The sequence below is a fragment of the Rhodococcus sp. NPDC057014 genome, from assembly GCF_042673295.1.
Classification (GTDB): Bacteria; Actinomycetota; Actinomycetes; order Mycobacteriales; family Mycobacteriaceae; genus Rhodococcus_F.
In genome coordinates, this window is sequence record NZ_JBHUSF010000062.1 from 17,454 (window position 1) to 36,057 (window position 18,604).

The 18,604-nt window shown below is 60.7% G+C and carries 17 protein-coding genes; 3 read left to right on the plus strand and 14 right to left on the minus strand.

Annotation, left to right across the window (positions count from 1 at the left end; genetic code table 11):
• Positions 1–8 precede the first annotated feature (8 nt).
• Positions 9–683 carry a nitroreductase family protein gene (locus ACFTZB_RS15180; RefSeq protein ID WP_378432631.1) on the minus strand — a complete coding sequence of 225 codons (675 nt, stop codon included), beginning with the start codon at positions 681–683 and terminating at the stop codon, positions 9–11.
• 77 nt (positions 684–760) lie between these two features.
• Here ACFTZB_RS15180 and ACFTZB_RS15185 point away from each other — a divergent pair, with 77 nt between their 5' ends.
• Positions 761–1,456: a TetR/AcrR family transcriptional regulator gene (locus ACFTZB_RS15185; protein ID WP_378432632.1), complete on the plus strand. Its 696-nt coding sequence runs from the start codon at positions 761–763 to the stop codon at positions 1,454–1,456.
• Positions 1,457–1,591: 135 nt separating this feature from the next.
• Positions 1,592–2,548: an NAD(P)H-dependent flavin oxidoreductase gene (locus ACFTZB_RS15190; protein WP_378432633.1), complete on the plus strand. Its 957-nt coding sequence runs from the start codon at positions 1,592–1,594 to the stop codon at positions 2,546–2,548.
• Positions 2,549–2,786: 238 nt separating this feature from the next.
• Here ACFTZB_RS15190 and ACFTZB_RS15195 read toward each other — a convergent pair whose 3' ends face one another.
• The 10 genes from ACFTZB_RS15195 to ACFTZB_RS15240 all read right to left on the minus strand — a co-directional run bounded on the left by ACFTZB_RS15195 (position 2,787) and on the right by ACFTZB_RS15240 (position 12,150).
• Positions 2,787–3,920 carry a hydroxyneurosporene dehydrogenase gene (locus tag ACFTZB_RS15195; protein ID WP_378432634.1) on the minus strand — a complete coding sequence of 378 codons (1,134 nt, stop codon included), beginning with the start codon at positions 3,918–3,920 and terminating at the stop codon, positions 2,787–2,789.
• A gap of 239 nt (positions 3,921–4,159) precedes the next feature.
• Positions 4,160–4,537, minus strand: coding sequence for a nuclear transport factor 2 family protein (locus ACFTZB_RS15200; protein WP_378432635.1), 378 nt, complete (start codon positions 4,535–4,537; stop codon positions 4,160–4,162).
• A 51-nt stretch (positions 4,538–4,588) separates the two neighbouring features.
• A complete protein-coding gene (locus ACFTZB_RS15205) occupies positions 4,589–5,530 on the minus strand; it encodes a fumarylacetoacetate hydrolase family protein (protein WP_378432636.1) in 942 nt (313 codons plus the stop codon).
• 16 nt (positions 5,531–5,546) lie between these two features.
• The gene (locus tag ACFTZB_RS15210; RefSeq protein ID WP_378432637.1) at positions 5,547–6,590 is read right to left on the minus strand and encodes an aminoglycoside phosphotransferase family protein; all 1,044 of its coding nucleotides are present in this window, start codon (positions 6,588–6,590) and stop codon (positions 5,547–5,549) included.
• Positions 6,587–7,894 (minus strand): phosphopyruvate hydratase, encoded by a 1,308-nt coding sequence (gene eno / locus ACFTZB_RS15215; protein ID WP_378432638.1) that lies wholly within the window; start codon positions 7,892–7,894, stop codon positions 6,587–6,589. The genes ACFTZB_RS15210 and eno overlap by 4 nt, the downstream gene beginning before the upstream one ends.
• Entirely contained in the window at positions 7,887–8,891 is a 1,005-nt protein-coding gene (locus ACFTZB_RS15220; RefSeq protein WP_378432639.1) for a C-terminal binding protein, read from the minus strand. Before ACFTZB_RS15220 ends, eno begins: the two co-directional genes overlap by 8 nt.
• Complete coding sequence (locus ACFTZB_RS15225; RefSeq protein ID WP_378432640.1) at positions 8,888–9,787, minus strand: fumarylacetoacetate hydrolase family protein; 900 nt, start codon at positions 9,785–9,787, stop codon at positions 8,888–8,890. Before ACFTZB_RS15225 ends, ACFTZB_RS15220 begins: the two co-directional genes overlap by 4 nt.
• Before the next feature lie 97 nt (positions 9,788–9,884).
• Positions 9,885–10,496, minus strand: coding sequence for an amino acid synthesis family protein (locus ACFTZB_RS15230; RefSeq protein ID WP_378432642.1), 612 nt, complete (start codon positions 10,494–10,496; stop codon positions 9,885–9,887).
• Positions 10,493–10,999 (minus strand): VOC family protein, encoded by a 507-nt coding sequence (locus tag ACFTZB_RS15235; protein ID WP_378432643.1) that lies wholly within the window; start codon positions 10,997–10,999, stop codon positions 10,493–10,495. Before ACFTZB_RS15235 ends, ACFTZB_RS15230 begins: the two co-directional genes overlap by 4 nt.
• 95 nt (positions 11,000–11,094) lie before the next feature.
• A complete protein-coding gene (locus ACFTZB_RS15240) occupies positions 11,095–12,150 on the minus strand; it encodes a LacI family DNA-binding transcriptional regulator (RefSeq protein WP_378432645.1) in 1,056 nt (351 codons plus the stop codon).
• Positions 12,151–12,531: 381 nt separating this feature from the next.
• On the opposite strand from ACFTZB_RS15240, the gene ACFTZB_RS15245 reads away from it, so the two are divergent.
• Entirely contained in the window at positions 12,532–13,998 is a 1,467-nt protein-coding gene (locus ACFTZB_RS15245) for an aldehyde dehydrogenase family protein (protein ID WP_378432649.1), read from the plus strand.
• A gap of 273 nt (positions 13,999–14,271) precedes the next feature.
• On the opposite strand, the gene ACFTZB_RS15250 is transcribed toward ACFTZB_RS15245, so the two are convergent.
• The 3 genes from ACFTZB_RS15250 to ACFTZB_RS15260 form a co-directional block, all read right to left on the minus strand.
• The gene (locus ACFTZB_RS15250) at positions 14,272–15,474 is read right to left on the minus strand and encodes an SMP-30/gluconolactonase/LRE family protein (protein ID WP_378432646.1); all 1,203 of its coding nucleotides are present in this window, start codon (positions 15,472–15,474) and stop codon (positions 14,272–14,274) included.
• 3 nt (positions 15,475–15,477) lie between these two features.
• Entirely contained in the window at positions 15,478–16,878 is a 1,401-nt protein-coding gene (locus ACFTZB_RS15255; RefSeq protein ID WP_378432650.1) for an MFS transporter, read from the minus strand.
• A gap of 724 nt (positions 16,879–17,602) precedes the next feature.
• Positions 17,603–18,187, minus strand: a complete 585-nt coding sequence (locus ACFTZB_RS15260; RefSeq protein WP_378432647.1) for a hypothetical protein — start codon at positions 18,185–18,187, stop codon at positions 17,603–17,605.
• Positions 18,188–18,604: the final 417 nt, after the last annotated feature.

Below are 18,604 nucleotides of genomic sequence, written 5' to 3' on the forward strand. Positions count from 1 at the left end.
GATTGCGACTACCAGCGATCCCAGTGAATAACTTCTTCGGGATCGGGTCGCATGGCAGGTTTGAAGGATGTGCCCTTCGTGTAGGCGACGGGCGTCAGGGCGCCGATCGTTACTTCCTCGTTCGGTATCCCCAAAACATCCGCTGCTTCCTGTTCATGGAAGAGCATGACGGTCGTCCACGAGGTCCCTAGACCACGTTCACGTGCTGCGAGCATGAAGGACCACATGCCTGGCAGCACACTGCCCAGGAGGGTGGTCTTGGCGATCGGAGGGCCCGACTCGGCTTTGCCCATTCCGCACGCGACGACCAGCGCCGGTGCGCGTTCCATATTCTCGGCCAGGTATTCGGCGGAGCCGGCCGTGCGCTGCTGATTGGCGTTGCGTTCGGCACTCCCCTTGTCGACGTTTCCGATATAGCTGGGAATGGTTCGGTAAGTCTCGAATCCTCGGCGGTAAACATCTGCGAGGGCTTTCCGCTGAGCTTCGTCCGTCACGACGACGAATTGCAGTACCCAGCGATTGCTTCCGGACGGTGCCTGCAGCGCCAGGCGCACGCAGTCGACCAATGCTTCTCGCGGGACCGGACGGTCGAAGTCCAATCGTTTTCGAACACTTCGTGTCGTACTCAACAGTTCGTCGCTCGACAAATTGAGGCGATCGACACCCTGTGACTGTGGAACCATGCGGGTCTCCTATGGCGAAGTCGAGACATACTCGCTAGTATGTCGACATACCAGCGAGTATGGCACAGGTCATAATAGTGGTCAATGCCTCTTCGAATCACGCTACAGTGGGGTTGGTGATTGACATTTCGCCGAACGGACACGCCAGGGTTCCGCGTGCAAGGCTGAGGATGACCGGGCCGCGCAGCGAGATCGTTGCAGCCGCCGCGAAGACGTTCGCGCGCATGGGCTACAGCGGTGCGCGGATCGACGATGTGGCTGCGGAGATGGGTGCGACGAAAGGTCGGGTCTACCACTACTACACCAGCAAGGTAGAGATTCTCGCCGACATCCTGACAGAAGGCGCCTACATGCTGACGGACGCGGTTCAGCCTGTGCTCGACGAACCCGGGATCGACTCCGCGCGGCGCCTGGAACGGATGGCTGTTCGGCACACCCTGGTATTGCTCGAGCAGAACGACGTGCAGGTTGTCACTCTGCACAACATCAACCTGGTGATCGGGCGGTCGGTCACCTCCGACACGACGTCGTTCCGGCACATCGCCGAGGTTCGGAGGGCCTACGAACAGATCTGGCGAACGGCTATCGAGGCCGGTGTCGAGGAAGGTGCCCTGCATGCAGTCGACAGCGACCTTGCAACCAAAGCTGTGCTGGGAGCCCTCAATTGGTCTACAGTGTGGTTTCGCCCCAACTCCACGGACACTGACGCCAGCCGGTTGCAGATCGCTGAGGCTCTTGCTCATCACGCCATCGGCGGGGTCCTCCGGAGATGAGCCGAACAGCACCTCTAGCAACTGTTCAGGAACATTTTCCGCGAGGATACCACTGACTAGAACGACCGCCGACACACGCTGCGCGGCAGTCCGCCGAGCGACAAGTCCGTCCGACCGAACATGGGAATCACCGCAATGACACAGCGACTGCCGTCCCGCATTACTTCTCGACTGCGCCTTCCCGTGATCGCAGCGCCAATGCTCCGTGTTTCCGGGCCGGAGTTAGTGGTCGCAGCCGCCAAGGCCGGAGTCATCGGAGCGTTCCCCACAGCGAATGCTCGCAGTGCCGACGAACTGGACCAGTGGCTTGAAGCGATCGACTCCGCCGTGGACGCGGCCGACGCGCCGTACGCCCCCAACCTGATCATGCGATCACCACGGTTTGCCGAGGACCTTGACGTCATCCTTCGCCACAACGTCGAAATCGTCATCACCAGCGTGGGTTCGCCAGCAGCCGCATTGGGCCCGTTGCACGAGAAGGGTGTGCTGGTCTTTGCCGACGTCGCTACCCTTCGGCACGCCAGACTGGCGATCGACGCCGGAGCGGACGGGTTGATCCTGTTGACCGCGGGGGCTGGTGGGCAAACGGGTTGGATGAATCCCTTCGCGTTCGCTCGAGCTGTCAGGGCAATCTTCGGCGGCCCGTTGGTGCTTGCAGGCGGCGTCAGTGATGGCTACGCCCTACGTGCCACTCGGGTTCTCGGGTGCGATCTCGCCTACATGGGCACTGCCTTCATTCCAACACATGAGAGTCGAGCGGAAGCTGAGTACAAAGCGATGTTGGTCGACTCGGATGTCGACGACATCGTGTTGACGCGAGCATTCACGGGTCTACCGGCGAACATGCTCATTCCGTCGATTCGAAACGCCGGGCTTGACCCGGCCACTCTAGACGAGCACGTCAGTGCGCAGGAAGCCGATCAGAAGTTCGGGCGAGATGGTGTCGTCGCACATCGGTGGTCCGACATCTGGAGCGCGGGTCACTCGACTGCCGGTGTGCGGGCCGTGGGCAGCGTCAACGCTCTGGTGGAACGTCTGACGGACGAGTACAACCGCGCAGCGATTTCCGACCAGTTGAGTACCACGGTGTGACCGCTCGTCCGCCCGAACAAACTGATTTGAAGCGGGTTTCGGCGCTCATAGGCGCCGAAACCCGTTCACCCGTAGCTGTGCAGGCGACTGGGTCCATGTCGATGGCGCGGGCGGCAGCGGGACATTGTGGTCGACTGCTCAGGTGCACGGGTTTCCTGTCGTCGACCAAACTCGGGCCTCCGCCACCACGTTCGACATCGGCAAAGCGACAGATTGCGCATGTCACCTCAGACGGTGGTTATCCCGATCCAGTCACCTCGGACGGTTCGAAGATGGCAGCGGATTCCGGGCCTGGAGGCTGCGGCTGACCGAAGTACATGAGGTCCCAAATCGCCGGGGCTGCGTGCGTTTCGACCGAATGTCCACCTTCGAGGTGCTCGATCGTCGCGGTGCCAGTGAAGCGGAGGTAACTCGGGTCGTAGCCCGCAGCCAGTGCCATGTTCCGCTGCTCTCCCTCGAAGATGTCATCGACGTTGAGACGAAATATGTCGCTTTCACGCGTCCAGGTCACACGGAAGTGCCCACCTGTACCGTCATACTCGTAGCCGTGGCAATTTGCGACCGGCTTGCCGGTGTAGTCGTCGACGTAGGTGGAGTTGGCATCGAAGCTGACGCGTCCTGAATCTTCCGACAGGACGCTACCGTCGCGGCTCAGAAAAAACATTGGAATCGTGTCTTCGCCGTAGATCTGCTCCGCCGTGATGAAGGCCGTGATGACCACGAATGGGCCAACCTTGGCTCGTCCCCACCACCAATGGTGCATGAGCTCGTTCATAGGGGCGTCGCCCCAATTGTGGTCGTGATAGCCAGTCCCGCTCAGGCGTGTCGAGTTCCCGTCGACCGTCACTGTCGCCTCAGTCTGCCCGTCGGGCACAGCCGGCAGGTATGCGAAGTACTTGCGGCCTGCCGGGGTGTCGTCATCGAAGTACATGTGCCCGGTGGCGGGACGCCATGATCGGGTTGTTCGGTTAAGGGCTACGTCGACAACGAGATCTTCGGCTTCGACATGGATGGTGTATTGGTCCAGATTCCCGGCGAACCGATTCGGTCCGATGCGTACGTCACAGGCCGCGGAAGACGCCGTAAACACCTCTGGCAGGAAGTCCATTTCGCGCACGAGGTGGGTTCCATCCGGCCGATCGAAGTTCACTGTGACCCGCGGCGTCAGTGGAAGCTCTGGGGATAGCATTGGTTTGGTGGAGAATACAATGACGAGGGTGGAGCCGTCGTCAAAGTGTGCGTCGAAGTACCACCACTCGAAGCCGGCTCCGTCGGGATCGGTTCGTAGTCCGTCTTCCCATGCCTCTACATTATCGCCGGTCAGACCGAGATTCTGGTAATCCTTGGCGTCGCATCCTTGGTAGGCGGGCATCGTTGCCTTTCGTTTGCAGCAGTTGTGGAGTCAGACGGATCGTCTGGGTTGCTCGGGTTGACAGCGGCCGCGGCGCCCGCTGACAAGCGGGACCGCGGCCAAGTGCCATTGACAGCCGAACGCTCAGGGCTTGCGCACCGTCGTTGACTGCCAGTTCACGACTCGCCACTCTCCGTCGGGCTGCCGCGGCGCCCGCTGGCAAACGGGACCGCGGCCAAGTGCCATTGACAGCCGAACGCTCAGGGCTTGCGCACCGTCGTTGACTGCCAGTTCACGACTCGCCACGCTCCGTCGGGCTGGGGGGCCCAGATGATGGTGAATCGGTTCTGCAGGTCGCGAACCTCATTATTGATCTCCGCCTTGATGTGGGCGATTCCACCGATCAGGATCACACCACCGATCTCCCTGACGGTCTCGTCCTCTACGTCCATGGACAAGTACTTGGTTGAGCCACTGCCGATCGCCTCGAGCAGTCCCGCCTTCGTGTCGACGCGGGCAGTTGCGTGGATCCACACGACATCATCGGCCAACAGGTCCGACAAGGCGTCGACGTCGGGTGTGGTCATTGCTTCTCGACGCTTGTACTCGAGAGCCAGGACATCACTTGCAGTACTCATGGGTTTGCCTCTACTTTCTGGTGTTCTGGAATGAGCCTTGTGCACTTCGAATCAGACGGTGTCGTCGCTGTGGTCCTCGACGATCTCAACGGCGAGCGTGCCGAGTCCGGTAATAGAGCCCTCGAGCTTGTCCCCCACAGTCATCCACGTACCCGCCCCCAGACCCACACCTGCCGGAGTTCCCGTGGAGAGGATGTCGCCCGGTTCGACGGTGACGTGCTGGGTGAGAAGAGCTAGCTGTTCGGCGATGCTCCAGATCATGTCCTTGGTATTGGCACCCTGACGATTCTCGCCATTGAGCTTGAATGTCAGTTGGAGGTTGTTCTCGTCGACGTAACGCGCGGGAACGATGCCCGGCCCGACGGGGCAGCTGTCATCGAAGCCTTTGCCACCGAACAAATCCCACTTCATGATGCTCTTGGGATCGCGCTGCCAGTCTCGTGCCGAGAGGTCCAGCACAACCGTGTAGCCGGCGACGTACTCCATGGCATTCTCGACCGTCAGCCTACGGCCCCGCTTGCCGATGACGACGCCGAGTTCCAGCTCGTAGTCGAACTTCTCGGACTGGACCGGGTAGCGAACAGTCTTTCCCGATCCAACCAACGTCGTCGTCGGAGGCTTGAAGAAGAAGACCGGGTTCTTGGTGTCCTTGCTCCAGTCCGTGTGCCCACCGTCTTCTCGCATGTGCGCGTGGTAGTTGGCGCCAGTCAGGAGCACCTTGCGGGGATACTGGAGTGGGGTGAGGACGTCCTCGACGCTTTCGAGGGGTGCGAGGGGCTCGGTGGTGTCGGTTCCATCCAGCAGGGCCTCGTATGCCTCGACCAGGGTTGGTTCGGTCGTTTCCCAGTGGTCGAAGACATTCATCAATCCCCGATAAGGTTCGGGTTCGAGCGCTTTTGGAGCTACGTCGGCGATCTTCCAACGGCGTTCACCGATGGCCAGCACTGGAGTGGGGCTTCCCCCTACACGGACGGTTGCGAGCGAAAAGGACATGATTCTCCTTGGCGGGTCAGTTGGAGGACGGTATGTGGGTGCGAGATACAAAACTCTGTTCGATCACTGTCTCGGTTCGACCCGGCTTCCTGTCGAGAAGGTCGTGAGCTCGGTTCCGTACCGCGTCACGGAGGTCTGTGGAGTTCAGGTACTCAACCGGCGATCGGCCATCGACACGGGCGAGCAAGAGTATGGGAAGCAGTCGAGCTACTCGGGCGTCGAGATCATCAGCAGGCTCCCAGTCGACATGGGAGAGGTACGCATTCCATAGTGCCATTGCTGCGTGACGGAGAGAGTCCGCCTGACCGATTGCGTAGGACTTGAGTACGAGGTGATTGAGGCAGAAGGCAACGTCGAAAGCCGGGTCGCCAAACCACGCGCACTCGGCATCGAGCAGAACGGGCCCCCTTGGCCCGACAAGAATGTTCTTCGGACTCACATCACCATGTACCAAAACCTTGCGGGTTTGCAAAGTCTGGTCGGCGACCATAGTGATGTGTTCGGCGAAGGCAGGGTTCTTGGTGCCGGTGTGCGTGAAGTACGGCTCGATCCGCAGTGCCTCGAACGAGGGCGTGGTGTCGAAGATTCTCTTCAGATCTTCGACACCGGCGCTCCTCGAGTGCAACTCGCCGATGAGGTGTCCGGTCGACTCGGCAGTCGATAGTGAGATGCGGCCGCGCATCATCTCCGACTTCCAGACCGTATGACTTGTTGGTGCGAGGTAGGACATGGCGAACATTTGACGCTGTGCATCGTGTGCCAGCGGCGTTGGTACTGCACCGGGAACGATCGAGGACGCGTAGCGAATCCACTCCCATTCGTTGGTGTTTCGTTCGACCGGCGCCGTCCACTCGGTTTCGACGAGCAGACGTTCCAGTGATCGTTTGACGCACACTGACTGGTCGTCAAGCTCGACAAGGCACAGGTCGGACGAAACGCCTCCGGTCAGACGCGTGAGTGTCACCTCTCCCCTGCGGCCACTATCACCCTGCAGTCCGACGAGGCCCTGCTCCTCGACAAAATCGAGGATCGCAGAATTCGCGTCGTCCAATTCGCTCATGGCGTCGTCACCGGGTCCCCGACGGTGACGGCTGACATGCCAGCGAACCCAATGCTTGAGTCTTCGGAAATACGAACCAGTTGGTTGTACTTCGCGAGGCGGTCAGAACAGCGCACCGACCCGATCTTGATCTGGCCGGCAGCTGTGCCGACTGCAAGATCGGAGATGAACGAATCTTCGGTCTCACCGGACCTAGCGGAAACGACCGGCGCGAACCCGGCCCGGTGTGCGTCTTCGATGACATCGAGTGTGCCGGTCAGAGTTCCGTTCTGGTTGACCTTGACGAGGATGCCGTTGGCGCTTTCCTCGGAGATTCCCCGGCGTAGGCGAGAAGAATTTGTCGTGAACAGGTCGTCACCGATGATTCGGCACCGGTTCCCGATGGCTTCGGTGACCTTGGGCCAGTTTTCCCAGTCCTCCTCGTGCAGAGGATCCTCGATGGAGATCACGGGAAACTCGTCTATCCACCTCACGTACCGCTCGATGAGTTCTCGAGCGGTGCAGGTGACGTCCTCGCGCGGAAGCCGGTAGGCGCCCTGCGCATCGTCCCACAGGGTGGTGGCTGCGACATCAACCGCGATGACCGCATCGCGTCCTGGCTGCAATCCAGCGGCAACGAAGGACTCGACCATCAGCTCGAGCGCTGCCTCACTGGTGCGCAGCCCTGGGCTCAGTCCACCTTCGTCGGCCAGGAGGGTCGATAGCCCGCGCCCCTGCATCACCTCTGTCGCCGCTGTCCTGACGGCACCGACCATAGCCAGTGCTTCATTGGTGTCGCGTGCCGAGGCGGGAATCATGAGGAAGTCCTGGACATCCATCCCGGACCTGGCATGCAGTCCGCCACTGAGGATGTTGACCATCGGCATGGGCATCGACGGCGTCGTTACACCCGCGAGTTCGGCAATCCGCCGATGCAGCGGCATTTCCGCGGTCAGTGCCGACGCCCGGCACACTGCCAGCGAGACCCCGAGGATCGCGTTTGCCCCCAGGCGGGAGAGCTGCGGTGTCCCATCAAGTTGGAGCATCTCCGAGTCGATCCCGCGTTGGTCGGACACCGGATGTCCGGTCAATGCGGGAGCGATTTCGTCATGGACGTGCGCCACCGCGGACGTCACGCCCAGTCCTGCGTAGTGCTCGGGGTCTCCGTCGCGCAGTTCCCAGGCCTCACTTGTACCGGTCGATGCTCCTGATGGAACAGCCGCGCGACCGACGTGGCCCGAGGATGTCGTCACGTCGACCTCTACGGTCGGTCTGCCACGGGAGTCGAAGACCTGCCTTGCTACAACTGCGGTGATGTCACTCATGGGCATTTCCCTTCGAAGCGTGGTGCCGCACCTGGTTGCAGGGGCGTAGTGGTGCATGCCCGCTCAGGACCCTCACTACCTCTTGAGCAGCTCGCTCACGAAGTTCGATCAGTGAAGTGTCAGAGGAGAACGCGACATGTGGCGTGAGAACGGCTCCGTCATAGTCCCGCAGGGCAGGGACAACATCCGGTTCCTCGTCGAGCACATCGGCCGCGAACCCCGCGAGGTGGCCGGATCCGAGTGAAGCGACTACGGCGTTGGTGTCGACGAGCCCTCCTCGGCTGACGTTCACCAGTAGTGACCCGGGCTTCATGGTTGCCAGCCACTGGTCATTGACGAGGTGGCGTGTGGACTCCAAGAGTGGAGCATGTAAGACGAGGACGTCGCACGTTTCTCGCAGATGGTCGGCGGAGTGCAATGCAACGCCGTCGACCTCGGACGCGGTGGCTCCCGGGTCGTTCGCGATCACGGTGCACCCGAAGGCCGCCAGTTTCCGCGCAGTGTGGCGACCGATGCGGCCGAATCCGACGATCCCGACCGTGAGTGTGGACAGACGGCGCAGACGGGCGACTGATGGATCCCACGTACCTCCGCGAACCTCTCGATCGAAGGCCGAGATGCCACGCGTCCAGTTCAAGATAAGTCCGACGGCATGATCGGACACTTCGTCGAGGCAGTAGTCCGGGACGTTGGTCACCCAGACTCCAGCCTCCGTGGCCGCGGCAACGGCGATGTTGTCCAATCCGACGCCCATTCGCGCGACGATTTCGAGTTTGCGTGAAGCGTTGATCGCTGCCGGTGACACCGGCGCCCAGCACGTCAGGATCGCGCGCGGCTGGTGTTCGAAAACCAACGATTCGATTTCCTCGGAGCTGCCGGCCTCCGCGGGGCCGGAGACCACGTCAAACCCTGCGTCTTCGAGTACTTTTCGCTCGACAGCGTCCGTAGGCCACGCGCGATCAGTTATCAGCACACTATCCGTGCGATGGGTGGTCATACCGCAGCTTTCCTCCAGTCGCGATCGGGTGATTGGCGAGTTGGCGCCTCGTGCACGTATTCCGTGCGTTGACGGCCCAGCAGTTCCACTGCGGCTTCCGTGACATCGCCGGGTTTCAGATATCGGTCGCGTTGGGCTCCGAATCCAGCCGGAGACCCGGTGCAGACCACGTCACCGGGTTCGAGAACTGTGTGGTGGGTGATCTCTTCGAGGATGTCCTCAACCCTGAAGATCATGTCGGCAGTGGTGCTTGATTGCATGACATGTCCGTTGAGCGTGAGTTCGAGGGCAAGTGGCCGTCGGGGTACCTGCCAAGCTGGAACCAGCCAGGGCCCGAGGGGAAGTGTTCCTGGTGTCCCCTTCGAGCGAAGCCAGTCTGCCCCGGTTGCTACGTCTGGCCTCATGACGCGGTCTCGTAGGGTGAGGTCATTGGCGACCGTGAAACCTGCAATGAGGGACCGAGCGCGTGCGGCCGGCACTCGCCACCCACGCCGACCAATCACCACTGCGAGTTCCACTTCCCAGTCGAGGTGGTACTGCTCCTTCTCCAGGGCAATCGGCGCGAACGGCGCGCCGACACGATTTGGGGGGGTCAGCACGGCGAACGGTGCCCCATGTTGTCGGCGGTGGTCGACATCCATGGTTGCTCGTTCGAGAGTGCTTCCGGCTTGTACTGCTGCCTCGACTACTTGAGTGCGGTAGTTGCCGATTGCACAGTAAAGTTGCCGGGGTTCGGTGGGAGCCAGGAGCCTATCGACCGGCAATTCCTGCCCGAGCCTGCGGATTCGGTCCATCGCGGCACTGTCGGTGACTATTCGCCTGAACGGTTCCTCATGACGTCGCCAATCGGTCAGTAGCTGTGTGATCGTCTGTGCATCTTCATAGACGGATTCCATTGGAAGATAGCGACCCTCAACTACGACTATGTCGCTGATCTCACCGAGGTCCACACGAGCGAGAACTGGTCCAGCCGGCTGCCAACACGGACCTCGCTCAGCGCAGACCATCGTTTCCTTGGACCTCGTCAGCGCTGAGTCCTCCGACGCGGGCGTGCACTCGGCCGCCGGTGCCCACAGCGAGCGCGAAGAGGATCTCGTCCCGGCGTGGCGCATCGTGAATGCCTACCTCCACGGTGTTGAAATGGCTACGCACATAGGCAGCTCGGGTGCTGTGCAACGGAATGAGCAGTCGCTGCCCGGGATTTCCGACTGCCTTGGCTGACGGGACGATCGCCTTCGGGTCGCCCAGCGCCTCTCGCAGCGCCCAACCCCCGGCCTCGTGCCACACAGCACCGTGCTCCAGCTCGCCGTCCGTGCCAACGATAGCACCCTTACCGTAGACAGCGACGTCACCAGCATCGAGCACCGACATCAATTGCTGGGCAAGGAACGAGCCGAGGCTTCGCAGAGTCGCCTGGAACTGCAGGAGGTCGGGTTCGTAGCGCCCGGCAAAGGGATTCCTGACGACAGCGGCCGCACTCACCAAGGTGAGCGGAACTTCGAGGCGGGGGCCGCGTTCGTGCCAGATCGTCTCGATGTTGAGCGTTGTCCGGCGCACGTCAATGAGTTCGTGGCGTGGAGGCGTTGCGTTGTCCGACAATGTCACAGTTGGATCCTCACTGACTCGCGAAATTCTTCGATGGGCTTGAACTCGGGGTCCTGCTCGCACATCGCGAGGGTGTCCGCCATGATCCGATCGGTCGGAAGCTCGGGATCGAAAAGATCACCGTGGGGCTGTCCGATGTACCAGGGGCTGTCTACGTAGAGTTCGACCGTGTTGCCTTCCGGGTCGAAGAAGTAGACAGACCAGGACACGCCGTGATTGAGCGGCTTCAAGGCGTCGACTCCGTAATCTCTTACAGCGCGGTACATTTCGCGGAGCTCGTCGAGACTCTCAAGACTGAAGCTGATCTGGTTGATGGTGCTGCGTGGCGAGTTGACGTCACGACCGCTCGCGAGCGCAACCTGATGGTGTGTGTCGGGGTTCACGCTCATGAACACGAGGTCTGCTTTGAAGTTCTTGCCGACTCCGCGGTCCGTCACCACCAGTCCTATGACCTCGGTGTAGAACTTCTCCATCTTCTTGATGTCGTAGACGTTGATCCCCATGTGAGTCAGTTGGGGCCGGATTCGCCTCGGTGGCGCTGACGGAAGAGCAGAGGATTCAGCCATGCGGAGTTCCTTTCGTAGTTCTCGACGCCATATCACGTTGTCTGGTGCACAGTGGAGCCCGTGCCACGGAGGTCTGATTCGCTGACGCTCAGCGGTGCCGTACTGGCACGAAGTTGGAGCCGACCGGGAGATACCACCTCGTACGGATCTGCCATCGCACTGGGAGCGACCATGTCAAGCAGCCTGGTCGCGCAGTTGTTGACCATTTCGTCGACAGGTAGCGCCATGGTGGTCAGTCCCCCGCCCCACCAGCTGAATCCTGGCTCGTCTCCAAATCCGACGATCGACAGCTCTTCGGGAACCGAGATGTTCTGTGCCAAGATCTCGTCGAGTAGGCCATGTGTGGCCTGAACCGATCCGGTGACTATCGCAGTGGGGGGCGCCGCGAGAGCGAGCAGAGACCTCAGCGACTCGACGCCGTGAGCGCGCGATCCTGCGGGGCCGAGCCGTACTAGGTCGGGGTCACCTTCAGATATCCCGCGGCGTTCGAGCGCATCTCGGTATCCCTGTAGACGGTGGGTTCCAGTCGAAAGTTCACTCGGGCCGCCGATGTAGGCAATCCGATAGTGCCCGAGAGCCGTCAAGTGGGAGGTCGCGGCGTCAAGGATTGTGCGGTCATCGATCCCGAACCGTTGCTGGTCCAGCGATGAATGGTGGCGCAGCAGCTGAACATACGGGATGGTTTCGAGCAGCTTCACCGAATCAGCGTGCGGATCTGCTGATGGGACGATTATCAGGCCCACAGCTTGGCTTGCACTCAGCCCCTTCAGCTGCTCCAACTCCAGCTGGGGATCGTCACCCGTCTCCGACAGCACCAGTTGATACCCGAATGCGCGCATCTTCTCCGAAAGAGCGTGTGCCGCTGCCGAGTAGAAAGAGTTGCGCACGTCGGGAACCATGAGACCAAGAATGCTGCTCGGCGCACCGCGCATCATCCGAGCGGCCCTGTTGCCTACGTAGCCGAGTTCGGCGGCAACGGCCTGCACTTTGAGTTTCGTTTCCGCGCTGATACGCGGATCGTCTGAGAGCGCCCGCCCGACCGTCGAGACGGCGATGCCGAGGCGCGCAGCGATGTCTTTTGCGGTCACTCCACGCCTGTGCTGCATGCGCTAACGTTAGCATGCCCGATGCGGGCGCGGAAGACTTTCAGTTCAAAGACCCTTCCTGGCAGGACCGGCGGCCACAGCTCGCAATCAAGCCTCCAGCGTTGTTGGCCGGGTGCTATCGTTTGCATTGGTCGTTGGCTGGTTGGTAGCAGACCCTGTCTCGGAAGCCCGCCCAGCACTGATCTCCAGTAGTGGAATGCACTGGAGGATGTAGGGCTTGTCGACGAACATCAGTCGTTCGCTCCCGGCAGCGCGACCAAATACATTATCCTCGCCACCCGCGTCGTCGGGGACGGCTGGAGTACAAGCTGATTCAGCCGCAAGAGGACGGTCATGAGTCCACTCGAAGTAAAGGTGACGCAAATGCACTCAGGGGTACAGCTGTGCAATCTGATTGGTGGCAAGTGGGTCCCTGGGGCCGGTGCAGAGATGGCAAGTATCAGCCCTGCAGACCCAGACGTGGCGGTCGCCCGCGTGCTGACCGCCCAGGTTGACGATGTTGACCGAGCTGTCGCCGCCGCGCGGTCCGCACAACCGAGTTGGCGACGCACCCCAGCGCATGAGCGGGGTGCAGTTCTCGCGCGGGCAGCCTCCATACTCGAGGACTTCGCCGATCAATGGGGATCGGATCTGGCGCGCGAAGAAGGCAAGACTCGACTCGAAGGTGTAGCCGAGGTTCGGCGTGGGGCTCAGATCCTGCGCTACTTTTCCACCGAAGCGGATCGAAGTGAAGGTGACCACTACGGTTCTCCGCGCCGAGGTGAGCGCATTCTCGTGACACGTAAGCCGCTCGGGGTTGTCGGGGTGATCACGCCCTTCAACTTCCCGATAGCCATTCCGGCCTGGAAAATCGCTCCCGCTCTATCTTATGGAAACACGGTCGTCTGGAAGCCGGCAAGTACGGTCCCGCTGCTCGCGTTTCACCTCGCACAGGCGTTGCACACCGCCGGCGCGCCGGCCGGCGTCTTGAACTTGCTCATCGGCGATGGGCCAGTTGGACGTGCGCTGGCCGAACATCGCGAAATCGACGGCGTCACCTTCACCGGGTCGACAGGCGTTGGACGCGCGATTGCGTCCGCGGGTGCCTCTCGTGGCGTTCCGGTGCAGGCAGAAATGGGCGGTAAGAACGCTGCCGTTGTTCTTGCCGATGCCGATCTTGAGGTAGCGGTCGATGAGGTACTGCTCGGCGCGTTTCGGTCCAGCGGGCAAAAGTGCACTGCCACGTCTCGGTTGATCGTCGACGACCGAGTCGCGGACAGTTTCCTCAGCCAGCTCGGAGCGCGGGCAGATTCTCTGAGAGTTGGCGACCCGTTGGTTGACGGAGTTCAGATGGGACCCGTTATCGATCGGGCCGCTCAAGTCGCAATCCATGCGGGCATCGAGAGGGCCATGGAGCAGGGCGCGCGCCGTCTCACCTCCGTCACAGGCGACCCCACCGGCAGCCCGTCGCAAGGCTACTTTGTCGCGCCTACGATTCTTGAGCTTCCGACTGGGGACGTTGATGTCTGGCGTGACGAGCTCTTCGGCCCGGTCCTGGCAGTGCGTCGCGCCAGTTCACCAGAACACGCGTTCGAGCTCGCCAACGACAGCGAGTTCGGCTTGTCTGCTGCTGTGTTCACGCAGGATCTGACGAGGGCGCTGGAGGCGATCGATGACATCGATGTGGGTATTCTGCACGTCAATTCAGAAACTGCCGGCGCCGACCCCCACGTCCCATTCGGCGGGGCGAAGAGAAGCAGCTACGGGCCTAAGGAGCAGGGACAGTCCGCGCGTGAGTTCTACACCCACACCACCACCGTGTACCTGCGCGGCGCGCAGTCGACGTTGTGACGACAGTGGATCGAGTTCTGGACGCCGACGCTTCCCGCTGGATGCTCGGGACTGAAATGATTCTGTCGGAGCTCACTGTGTGGAAACTACGTGCCGCCCACCGATTTAGCGGGTGGAACCTGATGCCGTCGTCCGCGGATTAACAACTGAAGTAGCGAACCAGCTCATCGAGCAATCCTCTGATGATTTGACTACAGATTCGGTGGAACGCGTGTATCGAAAACGTAGCGAGGGGGGCCTTACGGCCCGCCCGCTACGTTGTTCGGTTGTCAATCAGCTGGCTGGGACCTCGGCCAAACCTCCGCCGTTGGTTTGTGAGATCCCTACTCCGAGAGCATCGAAACTGTAGATGTACGACCCGTCCTTGCCGGCAACGGTCGCGTACGCATTAGTCGTGCCAGGTTCGATGGCCAGATTTGTCACGCTGAGCTGCCGGACGCCATCTTCATTGTTGGTGACCACCGTTGCAATCAGGTCGCCGGCGGAATTCCACACCAGGATTTCACCAGCGCCAAGCACTGCCTGATAAATGTTCCCGTCTGCGTCGACCGCAGTAGAGTCCAACGCTGCAGGATTCTCACCGTGGTCTCCGGGGCCGAGCCCGTAACTGGCGTACATACGGATGGACCCGGTAGCCACCCCCAGTCCGTCCTCGGTCAACTCGAGGTTGCTCATCCGGTTGGCGGTGTACTCGCTCACCCACAGTCTGCTGTAGTCGAGATTGAATGAGATGCCGTTGGGGCCGGCCAACCCATCCTGAATAACTGTTGCGGGTCCTCCGTTTGCACCCAAACGTATGATCCGGCCAGTCGGATTCCACGGCGATCCGGCAAGATCTGTGATGTACATGTTTCCGTCCCGGTCGAACGCGATGTCGTCCGCAACCATCGTTCGGCCCTCTACAGGCCCCTCCAACAGCGTTTCGACGTTCGTGCCGTCAGCATCCATCCGCTTGATCGCACCTGTGAAGTCGGTGAGGTACAGTTTTCTGTCGTTCGGACTGAACTGCGCCGATGAGAAGACGCTGCTGCCGTCCGTGTAGACCGCTGTGACCTCCTTCGTGTCCATATTCAGTTTCAGGACTTTCGGCTCTCCTGCGGGAGCCGCCACATCTGTGAGGTACAGGTACCCGTCGGGGCCGAACACGGGGCCTTCAAGAAGGTTGTTGTAGTGGGGGCCCATTTTGCTGTTCTTATGAGTATCGCCGATCTTCGCGAACTCGGTAGCTTCGATGGTTCGGCCCGATGAATCCGCTTCTCCATCGTTCGTGTCGGCGTTCGAGCAAGCAGCCAATGCCAGCGACAATCCCAACACGGTGCCGAATGCCGCCATTTTCGTGATCGTTGCTTGACCTACTTTTCTTGCCACAGTGACAATCACCCTTCTGTTTACTGCGCGAACGTGCACTCGATTACGTGCACCTTTCTGGGTGGAACCTGGATCCACCGGAAAATTGGAGAACGCCGTGGAGGACATTTCCTAAACTGTCGCGACTTCCGTATCCGCAATTGTGTGGGGAGCTTCCGCCGAGCGTGTCGCCCTGCGCCTGGCGAACATGTAGCTCGCGATGACGAGCACAACGACGGACACCACAATGCTGTAGATCATTGTCAGATTCCAAGCGGCCACGGTGGGGGCCGTTGAGCCCGGCATGACCGAAGACGAGAGGAGTACTGAGGCGATCACCGTTCCCACTGCTCTGGAGACGTTGCTCGCAACCTGGGCGACGCCAATGTACTGACTGGTGCTTTCGGTGGGAACCGCTTCAACAACGAGGTTGAACATCGATGAGATGACGAACGAATTTCCGATCATCACAGTCATATTGGCCAGAAAGAAGCCGGCCACGCTTGAGTTGATTGCGGGAATCATCAGCGCGATGTATACCGCCACTAGGAGGGCAACACCGATGACCATTGCCAGAGGTGCACCGTGCCGGGCCGCTATTCGACCGGAGAGTGGCGTCACGATGAAGGTGATGATGGATGCAACCAATGCGAATGAACCGAACGTCGTGGCGGTCAGCCCAATCCCGATCGGGTATTCAGCAGGGCTCAGTGCGAGCAGCGGATTGCTGACGAAGTTGACGGAGATGGTTGCAAGGCCAGTCAGCAGGATCACTATCATGGTCTTGGCGAGTTTGGGGTTGACCAGCAGTCGGAGGTCCACCAGGGGTGAGGGAACGCGAAGTTCCCACCACACCCATACTGCGAGTACAGCCGAGCCAATCCCAATGCTTGCCAGGACGCCAGCGTCCGTCAGGCCAACGCCTTGAGCGACGGAGATGCCGTAGAGAAGAGAGATGAGACCGGGAGCCATCAGGGCCGCACCCACCCAGTCGATCGTCCCGGACTGCGTGATAGTCGATTCGGGTACGAACACGCGTGTCAGGATCAGGGTCACGGCGCATAGAGCGGCAGTTACAACGAACATGTAGTGCCAGTCGCCGGAGTCGATGAACAAGCCGGCAACGAACATGCCAACGCCAGCAGTGATGGTCCCGGTCGCAGTGAGGTACGCAACGGTCGTGGGAACCATCGATTTCGGAAGCGTTTCACGGGCGATTCCGATCAGGAGCGGAACGATGCCGATACTGGTTCCCTGCAGTGCGCGTCCGATCAGAAGGGCCGGGAACGTTCCGAACGTGATAGTGATCAACGAACCGGCCAGGGAAACAGCAAGCAGGACGAGGACGACGCGCCTGCGGCCGTACATGTCGCCGAGTTTGCCTGCCAGAATGGCCGACGCGGCACCTGTCAGGACAAATATTGTGATGACCCACGCGGCGGCGGCCAGGTTGATGCCGAACAGATTTGCGAAGAAGGGCAAGCTCCCCAGGACCATGGCTTGCTCGAACATGCCCGCGACCTCGATGAGCATGAGCACGAACACGATCATTATCGCGCGACGCACAGGTACTTCTGCGCCACTATCGGAGATGGGAGTGGATGGCATAGAACAGACCTTTCGGTAGGGCATCCGGAGTTCACTGGGCTTGCGGCGCGCGCACCACCAGCACGAATGAGCGCGCGGCAGCATATTTGAACTGCTACGAGCCCGCTGTTGACAGCCCCTGCTGGGTCCACGAAACCGACCGGTCCCAAGCCCTGACTTGGAGTGTCATAGAGCACAGGCCGTACTCCCTGTATCCTGAGTCACATCACATCATCAGGCAAATCGACCTTTTTAATGGAAAGAAACAGAATTTTTGAAGTACTGATCTGTTCGTCTCGCGTACCTCACACTGAATCGCGAGGTCCGTCATGACAGCCACTGCCCTGCCCTGCCCGACACCGTGTCCTCTGTCTGGTGGCGGTCTGGCGACTCCCCCCTCGCTGGGGTCCGCCCTGTTGGTGTCCCCCTCGCGCATGGCGGTCACCTAAGACGCGCCACAACGCCAGGCGATTGCAACGGAAATTGCCGCCGACAACATGATTTGGCCGACCAACAGCTCCGAACAGTTGCCAACTTCGATGACAACGATTGCGACCAGTCGTGGTCAGGATAGTTGCCACACCGCAGGTCAGAGCATCGGGAGTTGCCAACTATGGTGGCGATTCACACCGTTGTCGGGTGCGGGGGTCGAGGGATGCGTCCCGGCGCGCTACTTTGTTGGTTCGGTCGGGTTTGGGAGGGTGGGCTTCCGGTGCTGCCTTCGATACCACGCGTGGGCTGATTGCTTCGTCATCCCGAGGATCCGTCCGATGTCGGACCAACTCGCGCCGTCGGCGAGTGCGCGGCTCACGACGTCGAAACGCGCATTGTGTAGCTGGTTCTCGAGATAGATACTGATCGCGAGGGCTTCCAGATGAGTTGGCGTCGGCAATCGAGACTGAGCACGGTCTGCGAGTTCCCTTCGCGGCGCGGCTGTCTCGTCGTCGCCGCGCTCAGTGGCCGCGGCAGCGGCATCTCGCATGTCCTGCACGCTTTCGTAGTGCACCCACAGTTCGGACAGCCCTTCCACCCCCCTACCGATCCGGCGGTCACTACGATCCATTCCGTCAGCAAAACTGACGATCTGTATACCGTCAACATATACTGACGCTGCCCGAATGTGTCCGATGACCTGCGGTGATGAATCCACCGCTGATGGTCCGGCACGCATTACGCGCCGGACCATCAGCGAGAGTTGGAAGCCGCTAGCACTGGGGTGTTCGGTTGATGATGCCTGCGAAGCAGCTGCCAGCACTCCAACCCTGGACTCCGGTCCTGTGATTTCGGCTGAGGATCCAGAATTCCGTGGAGCTGCCCTCACCCGCAGGGCCGTAGGGCGCGCAGATCATGGTGACGCAGTCACCGATGTACCCGCCGTCGACATGCCGATTACGGTGCAATTTTCAACGGATCAGCGGTTGGCCCATGGCGAGCATCCTTGATAAGTGGATGCGGAATGTTGACCACTGTCGCGCAAACCCCTACCTTATTAACTAATGATCGTTATTGTGCCATGGGTCATACCAGGCCGGCAATGAGGCATACGTCCATCTCATCGAGATGGCACGCCCCCAAACTGTGGCAAGGAGCAGCATGGCTCGCAATCAAGTGTTCGGAGAGGACCACGGTCTCGGTGTCGAGGTGGTCGACGAGTCCACTCAGGTGGCCGAAA